The sequence below is a fragment of the Streptomyces sp. NPDC085481 genome (genome assembly GCF_044541845.1).
In the GTDB taxonomy this organism is placed as follows: Bacteria; Actinomycetota; Actinomycetes; order Streptomycetales; family Streptomycetaceae; genus Streptomyces.
Map to the genome: position 1 here is coordinate 364,696 of NZ_JBITTJ010000007.1, position 19,644 is coordinate 384,339.

General features: G+C 71.0%; 13 protein-coding genes and 1 pseudogene. 4 read left to right on the forward strand and 10 right to left on the reverse strand.

Annotated elements, in window-relative coordinates:
• The first annotated feature begins 164 nt into the window (after positions 1-164).
• Positions 165-1,196 carry an oxygenase MpaB family protein gene (locus tag ACIGEZ_RS18215; protein ID WP_399832101.1) on the forward strand — a complete coding sequence of 344 codons (1,032 nt, stop codon included), beginning with the start codon at positions 165-167 and terminating at the stop codon, positions 1,194-1,196.
• Here ACIGEZ_RS18215 and ACIGEZ_RS18220 read toward each other — a convergent pair.
• From ACIGEZ_RS18220 to ACIGEZ_RS18250, 7 genes are all read right to left on the reverse strand, one after another.
• A complete protein-coding gene (locus ACIGEZ_RS18220) occupies positions 1,165-2,535 on the reverse strand; it encodes a GH1 family beta-glucosidase (protein ID WP_399832103.1) in 1,371 nt (456 codons plus the stop codon). The two genes, ACIGEZ_RS18215 and ACIGEZ_RS18220, sit on opposite strands and share 32 nt — an antisense overlap.
• 51 nt (positions 2,536-2,586) lie before the next feature.
• Positions 2,587-3,501, reverse strand: coding sequence for a carbohydrate ABC transporter permease (locus tag ACIGEZ_RS18225; RefSeq protein ID WP_399832161.1), 915 nt, complete (start codon positions 3,499-3,501; stop codon positions 2,587-2,589).
• The gene (locus ACIGEZ_RS18230; RefSeq protein WP_399832105.1) at positions 3,411-4,316 is read right to left on the reverse strand and encodes a carbohydrate ABC transporter permease; all 906 of its coding nucleotides are present in this window, start codon (positions 4,314-4,316) and stop codon (positions 3,411-3,413) included. The genes ACIGEZ_RS18225 and ACIGEZ_RS18230 overlap by 91 nt, the downstream gene beginning before the upstream one ends.
• The gene (locus ACIGEZ_RS18235; RefSeq protein WP_399832108.1) at positions 4,313-4,459 is read right to left on the reverse strand and encodes a hypothetical protein; all 147 of its coding nucleotides are present in this window, start codon (positions 4,457-4,459) and stop codon (positions 4,313-4,315) included. Before ACIGEZ_RS18235 ends, ACIGEZ_RS18230 begins: the two co-directional genes overlap by 4 nt.
• A gap of 59 nt (positions 4,460-4,518) precedes the next feature.
• Entirely contained in the window at positions 4,519-5,802 is a 1,284-nt protein-coding gene (locus ACIGEZ_RS18240) for an extracellular solute-binding protein (protein WP_399832110.1), read from the reverse strand.
• Positions 5,803-5,919: 117 nt separating this feature from the next.
• On the reverse strand, positions 5,920-6,945 hold the full coding sequence (locus ACIGEZ_RS18245; protein WP_399832112.1) for a LacI family DNA-binding transcriptional regulator: 1,026 nt from the start codon (positions 6,943-6,945) through the stop codon (positions 5,920-5,922).
• A gap of 118 nt (positions 6,946-7,063) precedes the next feature.
• The gene (locus tag ACIGEZ_RS18250; protein WP_399832114.1) at positions 7,064-8,596 is read right to left on the reverse strand and encodes a M1 family metallopeptidase; all 1,533 of its coding nucleotides are present in this window, start codon (positions 8,594-8,596) and stop codon (positions 7,064-7,066) included.
• A gap of 201 nt (positions 8,597-8,797) precedes the next feature.
• Between ACIGEZ_RS18250 and ACIGEZ_RS18255 the strand changes: the two genes are divergently transcribed.
• From ACIGEZ_RS18255 to ACIGEZ_RS18265, 3 genes are all read left to right on the forward strand, one after another.
• Positions 8,798-10,801, forward strand: coding sequence for a Xaa-Pro dipeptidyl-peptidase (locus ACIGEZ_RS18255; RefSeq protein WP_399832117.1), 2,004 nt, complete (start codon positions 8,798-8,800; stop codon positions 10,799-10,801).
• Positions 10,798-12,102 carry a M14 family metallocarboxypeptidase gene (locus tag ACIGEZ_RS18260; protein ID WP_399832119.1) on the forward strand — a complete coding sequence of 435 codons (1,305 nt, stop codon included), beginning with the start codon at positions 10,798-10,800 and terminating at the stop codon, positions 12,100-12,102. Before ACIGEZ_RS18255 ends, ACIGEZ_RS18260 begins: the two co-directional genes overlap by 4 nt.
• Before the next feature lie 122 nt (positions 12,103-12,224).
• The gene (locus tag ACIGEZ_RS18265; RefSeq protein ID WP_399832121.1) at positions 12,225-12,533 is read left to right on the forward strand and encodes a hypothetical protein; all 309 of its coding nucleotides are present in this window, start codon (positions 12,225-12,227) and stop codon (positions 12,531-12,533) included.
• A gap of 148 nt (positions 12,534-12,681) precedes the next feature.
• On the opposite strand, the pseudogene ACIGEZ_RS18270 reads toward ACIGEZ_RS18265, so the two are convergent.
• From ACIGEZ_RS18270 to ACIGEZ_RS18280, 3 genes and pseudogenes are all read right to left on the reverse strand, one after another.
• A pseudogene (locus ACIGEZ_RS18270) lies at positions 12,682-12,921 on the reverse strand (FAD-dependent oxidoreductase); the annotation flags it as partial.
• Between the two features lie 142 nt (positions 12,922-13,063).
• A complete protein-coding gene (locus tag ACIGEZ_RS18275; RefSeq protein ID WP_399832123.1) occupies positions 13,064-13,720 on the reverse strand; it encodes a hypothetical protein in 657 nt (218 codons plus the stop codon).
• Between the two features lie 11 nt (positions 13,721-13,731).
• A partial coding sequence (locus ACIGEZ_RS18280; RefSeq protein ID WP_399832125.1) for a ricin-type beta-trefoil lectin domain protein occupies positions 13,732-19,644 on the reverse strand: 5,913 nt, incomplete at its 5' end.

The following is a 19,644-nucleotide window of genomic DNA, read 5'->3' on the forward strand; positions in this document are numbered from 1 at the left end:
GCGCACGCCCGTACGGGGCCGCGCCCCGGGCCGACCCGCCCGGGACGCGGCCCCGCGTCGTATCCGCCGCCCTTGCCCGCGGGACCGGGCCCGGGCAGCCTGAGAAGCGAGGGGGAACGCGTGAGGGACCGACCCGGGAAGGGCGTCCCGAGAGCGAGCACCCGATGAGCGAGAGCCCAGTGAGCGAGACCGACCGCAAGCCCCGCGCCGGGCACCAGGCCCGCGCCGCCGCCGCGCCCGGCGAGGAGGCCACCCGCGCCGCCGCCGCGCCCCGCGAGGAGGCCCCCCGCACGACCGGCGCCGACCGCCCGGCCCGCGCCCACCGCCCCGCCGCCGGCCCGCCACCGCCCCCCGTCGGCGGCGTCCTGTGGACGGTCGCCGGGGACATCCGCGCCCTGCTCATGCTCCCCGCCGCGCTCACCATGCAGGTCGCGCACCCCGCCGTCGCCGCCGGTGTCGACGACCACTCGGTGTTCCGCACCGACCCCTGGGGCCGCGGCGAGCGGTCGCTGCGCTCGGTCCAGCTGTGGATCTACGGGGGCGAGGCCGCCGCCGAGGAGGGGCGCAGGCTGCGCGCCCTGCACAAGGAGATCCAGGGCACCGACGCCCACGGCCGCCGCTACCACGCGCTGACCCCCGCCTACTACGCCTGGGTGCACGCCACCGGCTTCCCCGTCTACCAGCACGGCCTGCGCTACCTCGCCCGGCCCCTCACCGAGGCCCAGGAGCGCCGGCTGTACGCCGAGTGGCTCCAGGTCGGCAGGGTGCTCGGCATCCACGACCGGGACATGCCGCAGACGATCGAGGAGTTCTGGCCGTACTACCGCCGGGTCCTCGACGAGGAGCTGGAGGCCACGGTCGTCGTCCGCGAGCTGATCGCCACCGACCTGCCCGTACCGGCCCCCGACCGCGGCCCCCTGCCCGTACGCCTCGTCCTGAAGGTGCTGTGGCCGCTGCTCAGGGGACCGTTCCTGCGGGCGCGGGCCTTCCTCACCGTCGGCCTCATGCCGCCGGACGCCCGCACGGCCATCGGTCTGGAGTGGACCGAGGCGCAGGAGCGGCGGCTGCGCCGCTTCGCCCGGGTCGCACGGGCCGTGGTGCCCGTACTCCCCGAGCGGCTGCGCTACCTGCCGCTGGCCCGCAAGGCCCGCCGTGAGGCGCGGCTCAGCGGGGCGGCAGGCCGTTGCGCGCGATGACTCCGCGGTACCAGCGGGCGCTGTCCTTCGGCGTGCGGCGCCCGGTCGGGAAGTCCACGTGGACGATCCCGAACCGCTTGCCGTAGCCGTACGCCCACTCGAAGTTGTCGAGCAGCGACCAGAGGAAGTAGCCGCGCAGGTCGACCCCGTCGGCGAGCGCCCGGTGCGCCGCGGCCAGATGCGCCCTGAGGTACCCGACGCGCTCCGGGTCGTGGACGTCGCCCTCCGGGTCGGCGTAGTCGTCGTACGCCGCGCCGTTCTCCGTGATCAGCAGTGGTACGTGCGGCAGCTCGTCCCGCAGCCGTACCAGCAGCTCGTACAGACCGTCCGGGTCCACCGGCCAGTCCATCGCCGTGCGCGGGCCCGGCAGCGGGACGAACCGTACGTGCTCGGCGGCGCCCGGCCAGGGCGAGGGGGTCTCGGAGGTGCCGGCCGCGACCACGGAGGGGGCGTAGTAGTTCACCCCCAGGGCGTCGATGGGGGCGCAGACGGTGTCGAGGTCGCCGTCGCGGACGAACGACCAGTCCGTGATCCCCGCCGTGTCCGCCACCAGGTCGGCGGGGAGGCGGCCGTGGAACACCGGGTCGAGGAAGATGCGGTTGCCCACGGCGTCGAGCCGGCGGACCGCGTCCCGGTCCTCGGGGGTGTCGGTGTGCGCCCGGAAGGCGTGCAGGTTGAGGGTCAGCGACAGCTCGGCGGCGGCGGGCAGCGCCGCCCGCAGCGCCCGGACCGCGAGGCCGTGCGCCAGGTTGAGGTGGTGGGCGGCCCGCAGCGCCGCCAGGTCGTCGGCCCGCCCCGGGGCGTGCACCCCGGAGCCGTAGCCGAGGAAGGCCGCGCACCACGGCTCGTTGAGCGTCGTCCAGGTGGCGATCCGGTCGCCGAGCGCGTCGGCCGCGACCGCGGCGTACGCGGCGAAGCTCTCGGCCGTCGCCCGCTCCGGCCAGCCGCCGGCGTCCTCCAGCTCCTGGGGCAGGTCCCAGTGGTAGAGGGTGGCGACCGGCCGGATCCCGGCGTCGAGGAGCTCGTCGGCCAGGGCCCGGTAGAAGTCCAGGCCCTTCTGGGAGACCGGTCCGCGGCCGCCCGGCAGGATCCGGGACCAGGACAGCGAGAAGCGGTAGTCGGTGAGACCGAGCTCCTTCATCAGCGCGATGTCCTCGCGGAACCGGTGGTAGTGGTCGGTCGCGACGTCACCGGTGTCGCCGTTGCGCACCTTGCCCGGCGCACGGCTGAAGCTGTCCCAGATCGACGGCGTCCGGCCGTCCTCGGCCGCCGCGCCCTCGATCTGGTACGCGGCGGTGGCCGAGCCCCAGCGGAAGCCGGCGGGGAAGTGAGCGTTCATGAGGGGACCCCCGGAATCGGAGAAGGAAGAGGAGAAGCGCGAGCGCGTGGCCTAGCCCTTCACGGCGCCCTGCATGATGCCGCCGACGATCTGCCGGCCCAGCAGACCGAAGACCAGCAGGACGGGAAGGGTGCCGAGCAGTGTGCCCGCCATGATCACGGACTGGTCGTGGACGTAGCCGCCGCCGAGCTGGCGCAGCGCGACCTGCACGGTCGGCTGCTGCGAGGAGAGCGCGATGATCGGCCAGAAGAAGTCGTTCCAGGCGCTCATGAAGGTGAGCAGGCCCAGCACGGCCATCCCGGGGCGGGCGACCGGTACGACGATCGACCAGAAGATCCGGGCCGGCGACGCCCCGTCGACCCGCGCCGCCTCGATCAGCTCGTCGGGCAGCGACTGCACCAGGAACTGGCGCATGAAGAACACCCCGAAGGCGGAGACGAGCCCCGGCAGGATCACCGACTGCAGCTGGTTCACCCAGCCCAGCTCGGCGATCAGCATGAACAGCGGGATCACGCCGAGCTGCGGCGGGATCATCATGGTGCCCACGGTGAGCGCGAGCAGGGCGCCCCGGCCGCGGAAGCGCAGCTTGGCGAAGGCGAACCCGGCGAGCGTGCAGCACAGCACCGTGCCGACGGTGATGGAGCTTGACACGAGCAGGGAGTTGAGCAGCGCCTTGCCGATGTCGGCCTCGTCGAGCACCGCCTCGAAGTTGGGGATGAGGTTCGGGCCCGGCAGCAGGGTGGGCGGCACCTTGGCGAGGTCGGCGTTGGACCGGCTCGCGGCGACGATCGTCCAGTAGAAGGGGAAGGCGGAGACGAGGACGGCGAGGACGAGGATCGTGTACGTGACCACCCCGCCGCGCCCGGTACGGCGGCTCACGGACGGACCTCCTCGGTGCGCGAACGGCGGCGTGCTATCAGGGCGTTGACGCCGACCAGGAGCAGGATCAGCAGGAACATCAGCCAGGCGACGGCCGCCGCGCGGCCCAGGTGGAAGAAGCCCCAGCCCTGTTCGTACAGGTAGAGCCCGAGCGTCTGGTACTGGTGCGAGATGCCGCCCGAGACCGAGCCCTCGAAGAGCAGGGGCTCGCCGAAGAGCTGGGTGGCGCCGATCGTCGAGACGACGACCGTGAACACGATGGTGGGCCGCAGTCCCGGCAGGGTGACGTGTACGAACTGCCGCCACCGCGAGGCCCCGTCCATCTCGGCCGCCTCGTAGAGCTCGGCCGGGATCGACTGCATCCCCGCCAGGTAGATCAGCGCGTTGTAGCCGGTCCAGCGCCAGACGACGATCGAGGACACCGCGATCTGTGAGGCCAGCGTCCCGTTCTGCCAGTCGACTGGCCCGTAACCGACCAGTGAGAACAGGTAGTTGACGAGTCCGAAGTCCCGGCCGAAGAGCTGGGCGAAGACGAGGGTGGCGGCGGCGACGGAGGTCGCGTACGGCAGCAGCATCGCCGTCCGCAGGAACGTCCGCCCGCGCAGCCGGTAGTTGAGCAGATGCGCGAGCCCGAGCGCCATGGCGAGCTGCGGGATAGTGGACAGGGCGCCGATGGTGAACGTGTTGCGCAGCGCGGTCCAGAAGAACTCGTCGGTGAGCAGCGCCGTGTAGTTCCCGAGGCCGCGCCACTCCATCGTGCCGGGCGTCTGGAGCTCGACGCGGTGGACCGAGACGAACGCGGTGTAGAGGAGCGGGAAGAGGCCGAAGGCGGCGAAGAGGAGGAAGAACGGCGCGAGGAAGGCGTACGGGGACACGGCGCGCCGCAGTCGGGCGAGGGTCACGGGTGCGGGCCCTTCGACGGGGGACGGAGGGGTTCGGCGAGCTCGGGGAGCAACCAGAGCCCGCCGAGCTCGGGGAGCACGGGCAGCACCGGCAGCTCGCCGAGCTCGGGCAGCACGGGCAGCTCGCCGAGCTCGGGCAGCACGGGCTCGGGCAGCTCGCCGGGCTCGGGCAGCTCGGCGAGTCAGGGGCGTACGGGCCCACTCAGCCGATGGCGTTCTCCACGCCCTTCTGCGCGTTGGACCAGGCCTTGTCCGGCGAGGTGCCCTTGCGCTCGACCTCGCTGAGCGCGTTGGTGATCTGGTCGGCCACGTTCTTGTCGTGGACGCCGAGCACCTGCACGGGCGCCGCCTTCGCCGCGTCGCCGAAGATCTGCCCGATCGGCGCGCCCGAGAAGTACGGGTCGGTGGCCGTCGCGACCTGGGCGATGGCCCCGGTGGAGGAGGGGAAGTTGCCCTGCTTGCGGAAGAGCTGGGCCTGCTGCTCCGGCGCGGTGAGCCACTTGACCAGCTCGTACGCCTCCTTCTTGTGCTTCGCCGCGCGCGGCACCGTCAGATAGGAGCCGCCCCAGTTCCCGGCGCCGCCCGGCAGCTTGGCGATGTCCCACCTGCCCTTCCCGGCGTCGCCCGCCTGGCCCTTGATGTAGCCGAGCATCCAGGCGGGGCAGGGCAGGGTCGCGAAGGAGCCGGCGGAGAAGGCCTGGTTCCACTGCGGCGACCACTGGTCGAGCTTGGCGCTGAGACCGTCCTGGGCGGCCTTCACCGAGGTGTCCCAGGCCCGCCGCACGGCGGGGTTGCCGTCGTAGATCAGCTTGCCGGAGGCGTCGTAGTAACGCTCCTTCTCCTGGCCGACCATGACCGTGTAGAGGCTGCCGACACTGTCCAGCCAGGCGCTCTTGGCGGGCGCCTTCGCCTGGTACTGGCGGCCGAGCTCCAGATACCCCGCCCAGGTGGACCACTTCGCGGCGAGCGCGGCGCGGTCGGTGGGCAGCCCCGCCTGCTTGAGCAGGTCCGACCGGTAGCACATCGCCTCGGGCCCGACGTCCGTGCCCAGTCCGAGGACGGCCCCGTCCTTGGTGGTCGCCGCCGCCCACGTGGCGCCCGCGAAGGCGCCCTTGAGCCCCTCGGCGCCGTACGTCCGCAGATCCTCGAACCGCTCGGCCTGCTGCTGCGTCACCGACGCGATCCGCCCCACCTCGACGGCCTGCACGTCGGCGAGCCCGCCGCCACCGGCGAGCCGGGTCTGGAGCGACTTCCAGTAGTCCTGCTCGTCCTCGGTGTCGGTCTGCTTGATCGTGACGCCGGGGTGCGCCTTCTCGTACGCGTCGTACAGCCCGGCCTCCGTGTACCCGAACGACCCGAACAGGTCGATGGTGACGACCACCTTCCCGTCGGCCCCTTCGGACCCCCCGCCGTCCCCGCCGGACGAACACCCGGCGACCAGGACCCCGACGAGAACGGCCGCTGCGGCGGCTCGGACAGTGCGCATGGGAAGCCTCCCTTGGCTCCGACAGTTCTTGAGAGCGCTCTCAAGACGCGTCAGGAGCGTGCCCGCCCTGTCGGGTTCCCGTCAAGAGTCGAACGCATAACGGCGGCGGCTCCGTGCTCACGCCGAAGCGCGGCGCACCAGCTCCGTCGGGGTGATCAAGGCCTCGACCCGCTCACCGTCCAGGGTCCTCATCAGCTGGCTGACCATCAACCGGCCCATGCCCTCGATATCCTGACGGACCGTCGTGAGCGGCGGGCTCGTCAGCTCCGCCACCGCCGGCATGTCGTCGAAGCCGACGACCGCCACGTCCTCCGGCACCCGCAGACCCCGGTCCCGCAGCATCCCCAACGCCCCCGCCGCCATCAGGTCGTTGGCCGCGAACACCGCGTCGAGGTCCGGCCTGCGCTCCAGAAGCTCGGCCATCGCGCGCGCCCCGCCCTCGCGCGTGAAGTCTCCGTCCGCCACCAACGAAGGGTCGCCGTCCGGGAGTTCGTCCCAGTAGCCGTGGAGGCGGTCGAGGGCCGAGGTCTGGTCGCGGGGGCCCGTGATGTGCGCGATGTGCCGCCGGCCGAGGGAGCGCAGATGGCGTACGGCGCAGCGGGCGCCGCCCCGGTTGTCGCAGTCGACGTACGGGACCCCGGGCGTGCCCTCCGGGGCCGTCCAGCCGGGGCGGCCACCGAAGACCGTCGGGACCTGGGCGCGCCGGATGATCGCGGGGAGTTCGTCGTGGTCGTGGAGCGAGAAGGCGAGCGCACCGTCGACATGGCCGCCGCCCAGATAGCGGGCGATCCGGTCGTGGTCGCCGCTGTCCTCCACCCACAGCAGCACCAGCTGGGTGTCGTGCGCGCTGAGTTCCCGGCTGATGCCCCGTACCTGACGCTCGAAGAACGGGTCCGAGAAGATCCGGAACTCCGGCTCGGCGATGATCACCGCCACGGCGCCGTTGCGCCGGGTCACCAGGGTGCGGGCGGCGTGGTTCGGGATGTAGCCGAGCTCGTCGACGGCCTCGCGGACCTTCCTCGCCAGCGCGTCGCGCACGCCCGCGCCGCCGTTGACGACCCGCGAGACCGTCGCCCGGGACACACCCGCCCGCTCGGCGACGGCCTCCAGGGTGGGCCGCCCACCGGAGACTGGTTCGTTCAAGGCCGGCTCCTCGGGGCATCGCGGCGGACGGTCATGACGCCACGAGGGTAACCGGTGCGCCGCGGCCCGCCCCCGCCCGGGGAAAGCGCTCTCGCCGGGCGGGGGGCGGACGAGCGTCTCAGCGCCCGTCTCCGTGCTCGTGGATCGTGTTCGTCGCCGCGATCTTCTTCCACGACTTCGGCTGCGCCGGCTTCACGGTCCGTGAGGACCCCGCCGTGCGGGCGGCCGGAGCCGCCGTCAGGCCCGCCGCCGAGGCCGCCGCGGCGGCCGGCTTCACCGGCTGGTACAGCCAGGTGTCGAAGAGCTCCGCCAGCGGCTTGCCCGACACCCGCTCCGCGTACTTCACGAAGTCGGACACCTTGGCGTTGCCGTACCTGTGCTCCTGCGGCCAGCCCTTGAGGATCGCGAAGAAGTCGTCGTCGCCGATCTCGTTGCGCAGCGCCTGGAGCGCCAGCGCGCCCCGGTCGTACACGGCGAGGTGGAACTGGTCCTCCGCGCCCGGATCGCCCGGCTTCACCGTCCAGAACGGGTCGTCGGCCGGGTGGCTCGCGTACACGTAGTCCGCGAGCTCCTGCCCCGTGCCCTCGCCCTCCTTCTCCGACCACAGCCACTGGCTGTAGCGGGCGAAGCCCTCGTTGACCCAGATGTCCTTCCAGTCGGCGACCGACACGCTGTCGCCGTACCACTGGTGGGCCAGCTCGTGCACGACCACCGACACGTTGGCGCCGTTGGCGAACTGGCGCGGGCTGTAGAACGGCCGCGTCTGCGTCTCCAGGGCGTAGCCGCTGGTCACGTTCGGCACGTAGCCGCCGAGGGAGTTGAACGGGTACGGGCCGAAGACCGACTCCAGCCACTCCGCGACCTCGGCGGTCCGCTCGATCGAGGCGCGCGCCGCACCGTCGTTGTCGCCCAGGTCCTTGCTGTAGGCGTTGAGGACCGGCAGGCCGTTCGCGGTCCTGTCCGTCGTGATGTCGAACCTGCCGACCGCGAGGGTGGCCAGATACGTCGCCTGCGGCTTGTTGGAGCGCCAGTTGTAGCGGGTCCAGCCCAGCCGGGAGGACTGCGACTGCAGCACGCCGTTGCTGATGGCCTGGGTGCCGTCCGGCACCTGCACCGATACGTCGAAGGTCGCCTTGTCCAGCGGGTGGTCGTTGGACGGGAACCACCAGACGGCCGAATCCGGCTCCTGCGCGGCGACGCCGCCGTCCGGGGTGCGGTGCCAGGCGCTCCAGCCGCCGATCTTCAGCTCGGAGGGCTTGCCCGCGTAACGGACCACCACCGAGATCGACTTGTTCTTCTCCAGCGGGACGGCCGGGGTGACCTCGAGCTCGTGGTCTCCGGAGGTGGCGAACCCGGCGACACGGCCGTTCACCCGCACCTCGCTGACCTTCAGGCCGAGGTCGAGGTTGAACCGGGACAGGTTCTGCCGGGTGGTGGCGAGGATCGTCGCCGTGCCCTCCAGCAGGTCCGTCGCGGGCTGGTACTTCAGGCGCAGGTCGTAATGCGAGACGTCGTAACCGCCGTTGCCGCTGGCGGGGTAATAGGAGTCGCCGATGCCCGAAGCGCCCGGGACGAAGTCGGCCGCCGATGCCGGGATCGCCAGCAGCAGGGAGGCCGCGAGGGCGCTCGGAACGATGATTCTGCGGTGCACAGGTGCTCCCCAAGTCGTAAGAATCGTCAGACGCACGGGTGGTCGTCGGTGCTCAGCGACACTATTCACACCCCCGACGGCCCGTCACGTCCAGAGCACCTCTCGTCACATGATCGCCATTCGGCCGACATGAACCATCCGTACCGGCCGACCCCGACGGCACTCTTTTGCGCGGGAGTCGACCGGGGTACGTTCCGGCCCATGCCGATACGTGTGCGGAGAACCCGCGGAGCCCGTTCGTCGTGCAGAACCCTGGCCGTGGCCGCCACGGCCGCCCTGACCGCCGCCCTGCTCGTGCCCACCGCGGCAGCCCAAGCGGCAGCGCCGGCAGGGGAGTCGCAGCCGGTCTACTCCTACGCCGAAGCGGTGCGCGAGTCCGTCTGGGTCGACACCGGACTCGACGCGGACGCCGACGGACGCACCGACCGGGTCGCCGTCGACGTCGTCCGGCCCCGGGAACCGGCCGCGGCCGGTCGGAAGATACCGGTCATCATGGACGCGAGCCCCTACTACGCCTGCTGCGGACGCGGCAACGAGAGCCAGCGCAAGACCTACGACGCCGACGGCAGACCCGTCCAGTTCCCGCTCTTCTACGACAACTACTTCGTCCCCCGCGGCTACGCCTTCGTCGCCGTCGACCTGGCCGGAACAAGCCGGTCCGACGGCTGTGACGACGTCGGCGGACGCTCCGACGTCCAGTCCGCGAAGGCCGTCGTCGACTGGCTGAACGGCCGCGCCCGCGGATACACCACCCGCACCGGCGCCGAACGCGCCCGTGCCGCCACCTGGTCCACGGGCGACGTCGGCATGATCGGCAAGAGCTGGGACGGCACCATAGCCAACGGGGTCGCCGCAACCGGCGTCGAGGGGCTGCGCACCATCGTCCCGATCGGCTCCATCTCCTCCTGGTACGACTACTTCCACTCCCAGGGCGCCCCGCTCTACAACGCCAACCCCACCTGGCTCTCCGAGTACGTCAACAGCCCCGAGGGCAACGCCCGTTGCGGCGCCGTCCAGGAGCGGATCGCCACCGCCACCCCGTACAGCGGCGACTGGACGCCCGCCTGGACCGAGCGTGACTACGTGCCGGACGCCGGAAAGGTGAAGGCCAGCGTCTTCGTCGTGCACGGGCAGCAGGATCTGAACGTGCGGGCCAACCAGTTCGGCCAGTGGTGGGACGCCCTCGCCGCCCACGGCGTCGAACGCAAGATCTGGCTCTCCCAGACCGGCCACGTCGACCCCTTCGACTTCCGGCGGGCCGACTGGGTCCGCACCCTGCACCGCTGGTTCGACCACTACCTCCTCGGATACGACAACGGCATCGACCGGGAGCCGATGGCCGACGTCGAGCGCGCCCCCGACCGCTGGACCACCGACCGCAGCTGGCCGCCGCGCGGCACCGTGCCCACCGTCCTGAGCCCGGCGGCCGGAGCGCTCCCCGGGGTCGGCACCCTCGGCCGCACGCCCGCCCCGCGCGGCACGACCGAGACCTTCACCGACGACCCGAACCTGAGCGAGATCGAGTGGGCCGCCGACATCGACCGGTCCACCCCCGCCAAGGCAGGCTTCGCCACCGGCCCGCTCGCCCGGGACCTGCGGATCTCCGGCTCCTCCACGGTGACCGTCACGGCCACCCCGACGACGTCGAGCGCGCATCTGACCGCCGTCCTCGTCGACCTCGGCCCGGACACCATCCGCGCCTACGCCGAGCCGGGCGAGGGCATCACCACCCTTGCCGAGCGCAGCTGCTGGGGCGCGAGCACCAGCGGCGACAGCGCCTGCTTCAAGGAGACCAAGGCGCGCACGGCACAGGTCGGCGCCACGGTCGTCAGCCGTGGCTGGGCCGACCTCGGCACCTGGGCGGACCCGCGCCAGGGCCGGCCGCTCACGCCGGGACGGCCCTACACCCTCACCCTGAAGCTGGCCGCCACCGACCACGTCGTCCCGGCCGGGCACCGGCTGGCCCTCATCGTCGCGGGCACCGACAAGGACCTGCTCGACCCTCCGTCGACCACGCCCACCGTCACCCTCGACCTGGCCCGCACCCGCGCCTCGGTTCCGCTGCTCGGCGGCGCCCGTTCCTTCGACCGGGCGACGGCCGCCCGGGCCGGTGACCTGGGGGCGCCCTTCGGCGTTCAGTCCGGTGACACCGGCGCCGCCGCACCCCGGCGCACCGGCGCCCCGATCCCCGGTGAGGTCCGATGACCCGCACTCCACACGTCCGGTCCCGGCGCGCGCTCACCCTCGCCGTGGCCGTGGCGGCCCTCGGCCTGCCCCTGCTCGCCACACCCACCGAGGCGGCGGGGAGCGCGCCCCAGCCGCCGCCCCCGCGAACGGGCTTCGAGACGACCGACGGCGCCCGCTGGACCACCGAGGCGGAGGAGACGGCCTTCCTCGCCGCCGTCGACCGGGGCAGCCCCCGCGTCTCGGTCCGCACGGTCGGCACCACCGGGCAGGGCCGCCCGCTCCGGCTCGCCACCCTCGGTACGGGCACCACGACCGTGCTGCTCATCTGCTCCCAGCACGGGGACGAACCCTCGGGCCGCGAGGCCTGCCTGAGCACGGTGCGCGACCTGGCGTACGGGCAGGACCCGGCGACCCGGCGCTTCCTGACCCGTACGACCCTCCTCGTCGTCCCCACCGCCAACCCCGACGGCCGCCAGGCCGGCACCCGGGGCAACGCCGACGGCGTCGACGTCAACCGCGACCACCTCACCCTGCGCACCGCAGAGGCGCGCTCGCTCGCCGCCGTCATCCGCGACCGGCGCCCCGAGCTGATCTACGACCTCCACGAGTACGGCGCCACCCCGCCCTACTACGACAAGGACCTGCTCGCCCTCTGGCCGCGCAACCTCAACACGGACCCGCGCGTCCACGACGAGTCCCGGACGCTGTCCGAGTCGTACGTACGGCCCGCCGCCGGACTCGCCGGGTTCAGCACCGGCATCTACGGCATCTGGACCGACCCCCTCACCGGCAAGCCGGTCAAGCAGGTCGCGGGCGACGGCCAGGAGCGCATCCTGCGCAACACCGCGGGCGTCAAGCACTCCGTGGGCCTGCTCGTGGAGACCCGCGTGGACGCCCTCGACAAGGCGGAGCAGGACGACCCGGCCCTGAACCACCGGCGCCGTGTGACCACCCAACGGGAGGCCCTCAAGGGCGCGTTCGACTACCTCGACGAGCGGCGCGGCGGGCTCGTCGCGGCCACCGCGCTCGCCCGCCACACCGGCCTCGCCGACCGGGGCCCGATCCTGCTCGGCGGCGCCGACAACGACCCTGCCGAGCCGGCCGAGATCCTCCAGGACCCGCCCTGTGCCTACCGACTGACAAAGGGTCAGTACGTCGAGTTCCGCGACGAGTTGGAGCTGCACGGAGTCGTCGTGCGAAGGGAGGGCGACGGGGCGCTCGTACCGCTGCGGCAGTCGCAGCGGGCTCTGGTGGCGCTGTTGCTCGATCCGGGGGCCGGATACGGGCTCACTCGCGGAGAGCGCGTGGAGACCTGTTGAGCGGATTGTGACCATGGTCCGGTTCGGGGTGGTTCTTGATCATTCCAAGGTATGGTTACCCACCGGTATTGACCAATACCTGAACGAACGGGTCCCCACGGCCCGGGAGTCGGAGTGACACCATGAAGAACGCGACGCCGCTGCGCCGTACCCTGTCGGCTCTCGCCGCCACGACGCTGCTGGCCGGGGGCCTGCTGCTCGGGCAGACCGTGACCGCCCCGACGGCCCAGGCCGCCGGCAAGACGGTCGTGTGCGACGTTCCCAAGATGCGCCAGCAGTCCCACGAGCTGCGCGCCAAGGCCGACAGGCTGCAGCAGCTCGGCGCCACGGGCGAGGCCCGCAAGGCCCGAGCCCAGGCCGACGCTCTCGACTACAAGATCCAGAACTGCGTCGACGCCGAGAACGGCCACGCGAAGCCCTTCCCGGGCTGAGGGGTCGGCTGAACGGCCGACGGGCGCCCGCCCGGCAGGGTTTTCGACGACCTGCCGGGCGGGTGCTCTGACACCCCACCGACCAGCTCCGCCACCCGCTCCGCACACCCCCAGGCGACCGTGACTCCGTCGGCCGCGGTGAACGGGTGTCCACGCCGGGGTTCTCCACGAGCACCAACTGCCCCCGGACCGCCCGCAGCCGATCGTCACCGGCCGGCTCGCGGGCACCGAGCCCCGTACAGTCGACGACCACCCGGGCCCGCGTCGCCGGCTCGTCGAACCCGGTCACGGCACGCCGCTCGAACACCCCGCCCGCGGCCTCGAACCGCCCCCGCAGCCACTCCAGGTGGACCGGCATGTCGATCAGCGGAAGCCGCGCCGCGAGCCCCACCCGGTACGACCCCGGCACGGACCCCGCCACCCACCACGATCACATCGCTGTCCATGACGGGACCGTAGCCGCCGGCGAACACACCGAAGCCCTGCCAGGCACGGCCTGGCAGGGCTTCGGTTCGACGGGTCGGACGGGGTCACTCTTCCTTGAGCAGCTCCCGCACGTGGTCGGTCAGCTCACCGGGAGGCACCGGGACCCAGGTGGCCCCGGGCACCCCCACGGCGAAAACCTCGTACCGCTCACTCTCCTCCTCGGACACCAGGACCTGCCGGCTGCCCGCGTCGAGCGCGTCCACCCGGAGGCGGACCGCCCGGTGCGTGATCGAGGGGAAGCAGCCCCGGAGCGTCTCGTCCGCGTGGAGAAGACGCAGCAGGGGCCACTGCGCCCGGTGGTAGTCGGTCGACAGCAGCTCGGCCCACGCCTGGGCGGTGGGCTCACCGCTGTCGACCGACCGGCGGAAGTCGTCGAGCCGGGCGAACGGGAAGCGCGCCTGGAACTCGTCGTACGGCAGTCCGTCCCGCCAGGCGACGACCGCCTCCACGACCGACCCGAGGTCGTCCGTGGAGCCGATCGGCCAGGTGTGGCCCGGAATGTGGATGCCCAGCAGGAACAGACGTTCCCCGTCGGCCGGGTCCACCATCACGACACCGCGTGACGTCTGGATCCTGACGACCTCCGGCTGGGGCAGGTACCCGAGGTCGTGCCCGCGCTGCCGCGCGACCTCTTCCATGGCAGGTCCGAGGCCACCGAGCGCGGCCACGTCCGCGTACAGGCCCTGGTGACGGGCATCCATCATTCCGCTCCTCAGCAGTGGATGCAGTTGCTGCCGAGGATGGGCCCCTTGACCGGGCTCATGTCACCGACCAGCTTCGACAGATCCGGCATGTCCATCTTTCTTTCCACCATCTTGTCCCCGACCGGGAAGTAGAACTTGACCGTATCCCAGGAGCGCTGGTTGTTGGCCAGCGCCCTGGCGACCAGGGACATCTCGAAGTCGGTAGCGTGTCCGGCCTGTCCGGCGTGGAGACCACGCTGGGCGGCGTCGAAGAAGGAGCCATGGTCCTGCAACCCCGTCATGTTGATGTGCAGGGTCACGTTGGGGTCGGCGGCGTCCTTCTCCACCATCTTGGCGTAGTCCTGGGCGGACGACGTGGAGTACGTCATGAACTTGTTCTCCGGCGCGTGCGCCCACTCGTCCAGCTTGCCGTTGTTCTGCCATCCCAGGGCCGTGTTGCAGTTGTGCACCAGGACCGGAGTGGCACCCGCCAGCACGTAGTACGTGTGGACGTCGGAGACGGTCAGGTTGTGGACGGAGGCCTGTACCGCCGTCCAGCGCTCGATCGCGGTGACCTGGACCCGGCTGCCGGAACGGGTCTGCAGCCACTGGCCGGACTCGAGGTCCGTGGCCTTGACCCACTCGCGCAGTTCGGGCACCCAGACCGGGTGGCCGTCGGTCGCGGTGACCTGGGCCGTCTTCGTGCCCTTGGCGCCGTCGACGTCGACGGTGATCCTGACCAGGTGCTTGAGGCCCTGGCCCTTGATCTCCGCGGTGACCGTCTCGATCCGGGTCTCCCCGGTCTCCGGGTCGGTAGCGACGACCTTGTCGCCCGCCTTGACCTTCTCGATCGGCTTGGTGGAGCCGTCGGCCATGAGCACCTTCGTGCCCGGCACGAAGCTGTTACAGGTGGCGCCTTCCTCGACCTTTCCGGCACCGCCGCTGCCGCTCGAGCCGCCGTTGTTACGGGAGGAGCCGCCGGACTTGCCGCCGCCCCCGCCGCCGGAGCTCTTGCCACCGCCGCTGTGCTTGCCGGCCCCGCTGTGGGAGGAGGACTTCGGAGCGGCCTTGGCCTGGGCCTTCTTGTGGACGGGGTTACCCGTCTTCCGCTTCGCGGCGGCCGCTGCGTCGGCTCGCCTCTTCGCGGCCTCGGCAGCCTTCTTCTTGGCCCGTTGCGCGGCCTCCTTCTTGGCCTTCTCGATCGCCAGCTTCTTGGCTCTCAAGGCTGCCTCTTCGGCGGCCTTGGCCGCCTTGAGCACGGCCTCGGCAGCCTTCTTCGCCGCCTTGAAGGACTGGATGGCGTCGATGGTGCGGTTGATCGCCTTCAGGACCTTCGGGATCTTGCCCAGCTTCGTCCACGGAATGGCGTCCAGGATGATGCTGCCGCAGGACCACATGTCACCGCCGAAGCAGGCCATGGCGTCGTTGATGCCGATGAAGTCCTTCAGCGTCTCCCACGCCACGGACAGGATCACCGAGGTGAGGGACTTGCCCTGCATCGCCTTGGCAGCGGCGACCTGCGCCGCCGACAGACCCGCGCCCGCGAGCGCGGCGGCCTGCTCCGAGGCCGTCAGGACGATCGACTCGCCCGACGGGTCCGCGTAGGTGACCGGGTTGTTCTGCGCGTAGGTGTACCCGTTGGACTGCTGCGGGTCGTTGATGTCGACGATCGCGTCGGGAGAGATGAAGCGTCCGACGACCGGGTCGTAGAGACGGGCGCCGAGCGGCTGGAAGCCGGAGGCGTCGTCCCTGATCTTGCCCAGGAAGCCCTGGTGGGTCTGGACGTTCTGACCCGCCGTGTCGGCGCCGCGCTGGTTGCCGAACGGGTCCTGCTTGCGGACCCGGACCGGCTGACCGCTGTAGAGACCGATCTCGGCGTAGGCGCTGCCCTGGTGGTCGGAGGCCACGGCGACGAGTGCCGGGCTGCCGGTGCCGTTGGCGTAGCGCATGACCGAGCCGCCGGGCGCCGCGTAGTAGCGCTCGGTGCGGACCAGGACGCCGCCCTGCTGGACGGTGATCTGGGCCTCGCCCAGGCTCAGCGTGGCCTGCTTGCCCTGGATGGTCAGCAGGCGCCCGCCGTCGGGGGCGTAGATGTGACGGGTGTCGTTCTGCGGCAGCCACTGCTGGGCCGTGGAAGCGGCGTCACAGGTGGCGAGCACGATCGGGGTGGCGTTGACGTTCGCCGCGCCCTGCACCGCGAGGCAAAGACCGGAGGCGACGTGCGTCAGCTGACCCGACGTGTTGCGCTTGAGCTGCTGTGCGGCCGAGCCGTTGCACTTCTGCAGCTGCACCGCCGAGCCCGCGGTGTTGGCCGCCGGCTGGAGGCACCAGGTGTCGTAGACCTCGAGGGTGCCGAGGTTGGCGTCCGCCTGGCCGGGCGCCGGGTCGAAGTGCCACGCCTGCGCCACGGTGCCGTTGCACTGGTAGAGCTGGACGGCGTTGCCCGCGGTCGCGAGACCGGACTTCAGGTCGAGGCACTTCTGGCCCAGACCCACGTACGGCGTCTTGCCACCGCTGCCCTGGCCGGTGATCCGGTCGATCTTGCCGTCGAACGTCCAGGTGAGGTCCTGCTTGTCGCCGTTCTGGACCGAGGTGATCGACTTGGTCTCACCGGTCAGCTCGTACAGACGCGTGGCCTCGGCCGTGACCTGAGCCCCCGCGGGGGTCTTGTAGGTCTTCGACACCTTGGTCAGCGTGTGCGGCTGGTCCTTGGCGGCGTTCTTGCCGTAGGCGTACGTCGTGACGGCGTTCTTGGTGGTGTCGCCGGTCAGGTCGTTCTCGGTCAGCTTGGTGCGGTTGCCCAGCAGGTCGTACTCGTACTCCTGCCAGTAGCCGGAGCTGTCAGCACCCGAGGCGACCCGCATCGTGCCGTCGGTGTTCCTGTTCAGCGAACCGTCGGCGTTGCGCGGGTTGACACAGGTGGTCTGGTCCTTGGAGGTCCAGGCCGACTTGAGCTGACCGATCGGGTCGTAGACGAAGCACTGACGCTCCTCGATCCCGACGGACTTCTCCTGGACCGAAGTGACGTTGCCGGCCGGGTCGTAGGAGTACGCCCGGTTCGACACCAGGTTGCCGCCGACCAGGGAAGCGGTGTTCTGCTCCCGGTAGACCGACTGCTCCTGGAGCGCGCCGCTGCCCTCGTCGAAGGAGCTCTGCGTCCACACCCGGTAGGGCTGCGCGCCCAGGGTCGAACGGAGCACCTGGCCGTACGGAGAGTAGGTCGTCTCGGAGCCGTACCAGTCCTTGCCGGAGATCGAGAGCGGCTTGCCGTCCTTGTTGTAGCGGACGACCAGCTTCTCGGAGGCGAAGTTGCCGACCTCGGGAAGAGTGGTCTCCTCCAGCGCACCCGTGTCCGAGTACGAGTAGTTGTAGGTGTAGTCCTTCTTGAAGCCCCACGTGTCGACGATCGACTGCGGGAGGGACAGCGTGGTCGAGGTCGGCTGGTAGTCGTCCGTGTAGCCGTTGACCGACTGCGTGTACAGCTGACCGTCGGTCCAGCGCTTGGCGACCGCGGGCATGCCCTTGCCGCCCGGGACGGTGTCGTACGTGAACTCCGCCAGCACGGTGCCGTTGGCGTCGTTCAGACGCTGCTGCTTGGGCCGGGACAGCTCGTCGTAGCTGTTCCAGACCTTGATGCCACGGCCGTTCGTGGCCGTCAGGACACGACCGCGGTTGTCGTAGTCGGTACGGCTCGTGCCCGAGTCCGGGTCGGTCGCCGTCTCGATCTGGCCGGCGTGGTTGTACGTCCAGGACCACGGGTGCGTCGGGTCCGCCGAGGCGGTCGCCTTCACGGCCTTGCCGTGCGCGTTGTACTCGTAGCGCGTCGACGTGAAGCCGCCGGGCGCCGCCGGGTTGAAGGAGTCCGTGCGGACGGTGTTGCCCAGCGCGTCGGTCCAGACCCGGTAGGACGAGTCGCCCTCCGGCTGGATGACCTTCGACCAGTCCTCGCCGTACTCGTACTTCGTCGCCCGCTCCTCGAACGCCACCGACTGGGATTCCCCGGTCTGGGTGTTCGTGATCTTCTTGAGGTACGGGGTCTCCTTGACCACGCGGCCGAGACCGTCGTAGTCGTACCGCGTGATGTTCGGGATCGCGGTGTCGGCGAGCGGGGTGAACAGCTCGCCCGGCTTCGCCTCCTTGGTCAGGTAGGCGTTGTTGGTCTGGTACACCTCGCCGGAGCTGTTGTACAGCGTGTCGGTGACCAGGTAGCCGGCGTCGTTGTCGGCCTCCTCCAGCGACTGCCTCTCACGGCCCTGGCCGTCGTACAGCGTGACGGAGGTTTCGACGCGGTCCTCGTAGCCACGCGAATAGGTCGTGACGTACGGAGGCTTGCGGATCTTGAGCGTGGGGTCGTTCGGGTCGGTCTCCTCCGCGGGGATCGTGTAGACCGCGCGGAAGTCCGGGACGGACGACGGGGACGGCGTACGGCCCGGGGCCCACGCCTCGGCCAGGCGGCCCATCGGGTCGAACACGGCCTCGCTGACGTACCCGTTGGCGTCGGTCGTCTTCAGCGTGACCGCGCGGCCCGGCTCCAGCTCCTGCACCTGGCTGTGGCCCAGCAGGTTGGTCATGGTGATCTTGAAGACCTGGCCCATGGCCGGCTCGTAGGTGATCGTGGAGGACTTCGGGGACGCCTGGGCCATCTGGTCCGGGTCGGTCTCCTTGATCACACGACCCACGGCGTCGAAGCCCCGGGTCCCGTTGGTCTGGAAGCCGGTGCCCGTGGTGTTGAGCTGCCAGGACTCGGTGGCCAGACCCCGGGTCGACGCGGCGAGCGCCGTGCCGTAGGCGGCGCCGTCGTAGGCGGTGCGGTTGGCGCTGCTGAGCGTCGACAGGTCGGCCCAGTTGGCGCTCGCGCAGAGCGTCGGCGAGACCAGGACCTGCTTGGACAGACCGATGAGGTTCTTGCCCGTGTTGTGCAGGTACTCCAGCTTGGTGCAGGACTCGTCGCCGGTCTTGCCGGTGTCACCGAGCACCTCGACCTGCGTCGGCAGACCGTAGGTGGGATCGAAGGTGGTGAAGGTCTTGACCTCGCGCAGGGTGCGCGGGTCGTCCGAGTTGGTGCCGGAGGACTTGGTGTACGCGATCTCCTCGGGCTCCGTGACGCGCCAGGCCTTCAGCGGGTCCAGGCCGTCGTCGCGGTTGCGCTTGGCCAGCTCGGTGGCCTCGGGGATCGTGACGCTGCGACTGAGCCAGTCCGTGTCGGCATCGGTCGCGTTCGTGTACGTGAGCTCTTCGGAGATCCGGCCGGCGAAGGCCTCACGGTCGTAGACCGTCGAGCCGTCCGACGCCTTGATCACGTTGCCGTGGACGTCCTTCACGGGGACGTTGTCACCCATGCCACGGAAGAAGCGGCTGACGGCCTTGGACTGCTTGCTGTGGATCGCCGGGTCCTCGGCGCCGGTCAGCACCGTGGTCTGCTCGAAGCCCGCGAACTGCGACCACGTCCGGGTCGACTTCTTCGTGAACTCGGCCTCGGCGAACCGCCAGCCGGGGTTCTTGTACTCGTACGCCGTCTTCGTCGCGTACGCGCCGTCGACGTTGGGGAGCTCCTCGATCGACTGGACCACGTACTTGTGGAACCAGTCGATGTCCTCGACCTCGGGGTCCGGGTTCCAGAACGACGGGTAGCAGAGTTCGCTGTTCGCCTTCAGGCCGGCCGTGTCCGTCTTGGACGGGAGGCCGGTGCCGGAGAGGCACTTGCCCTCGATGGGCTTGTAGGTGACGACGGTCTCGCCGCCGTACTCGTTGATGACACGTGCGATACGCAGCCGGGAGAAGCCCGGGCGCTGCGGGTTGACCGCCTTGACGCGGTTCGGCATGTCCTCGGTGTTCGGCTCGAAACGCACCGGGTTCAGCGACACGCTCGCGTCGGTGGAGCCGTTGCGGGCGTAGCCGGTGCGCTGGATGGACTCCAGCCACAGGGCGGTGTTCGGGCCGGT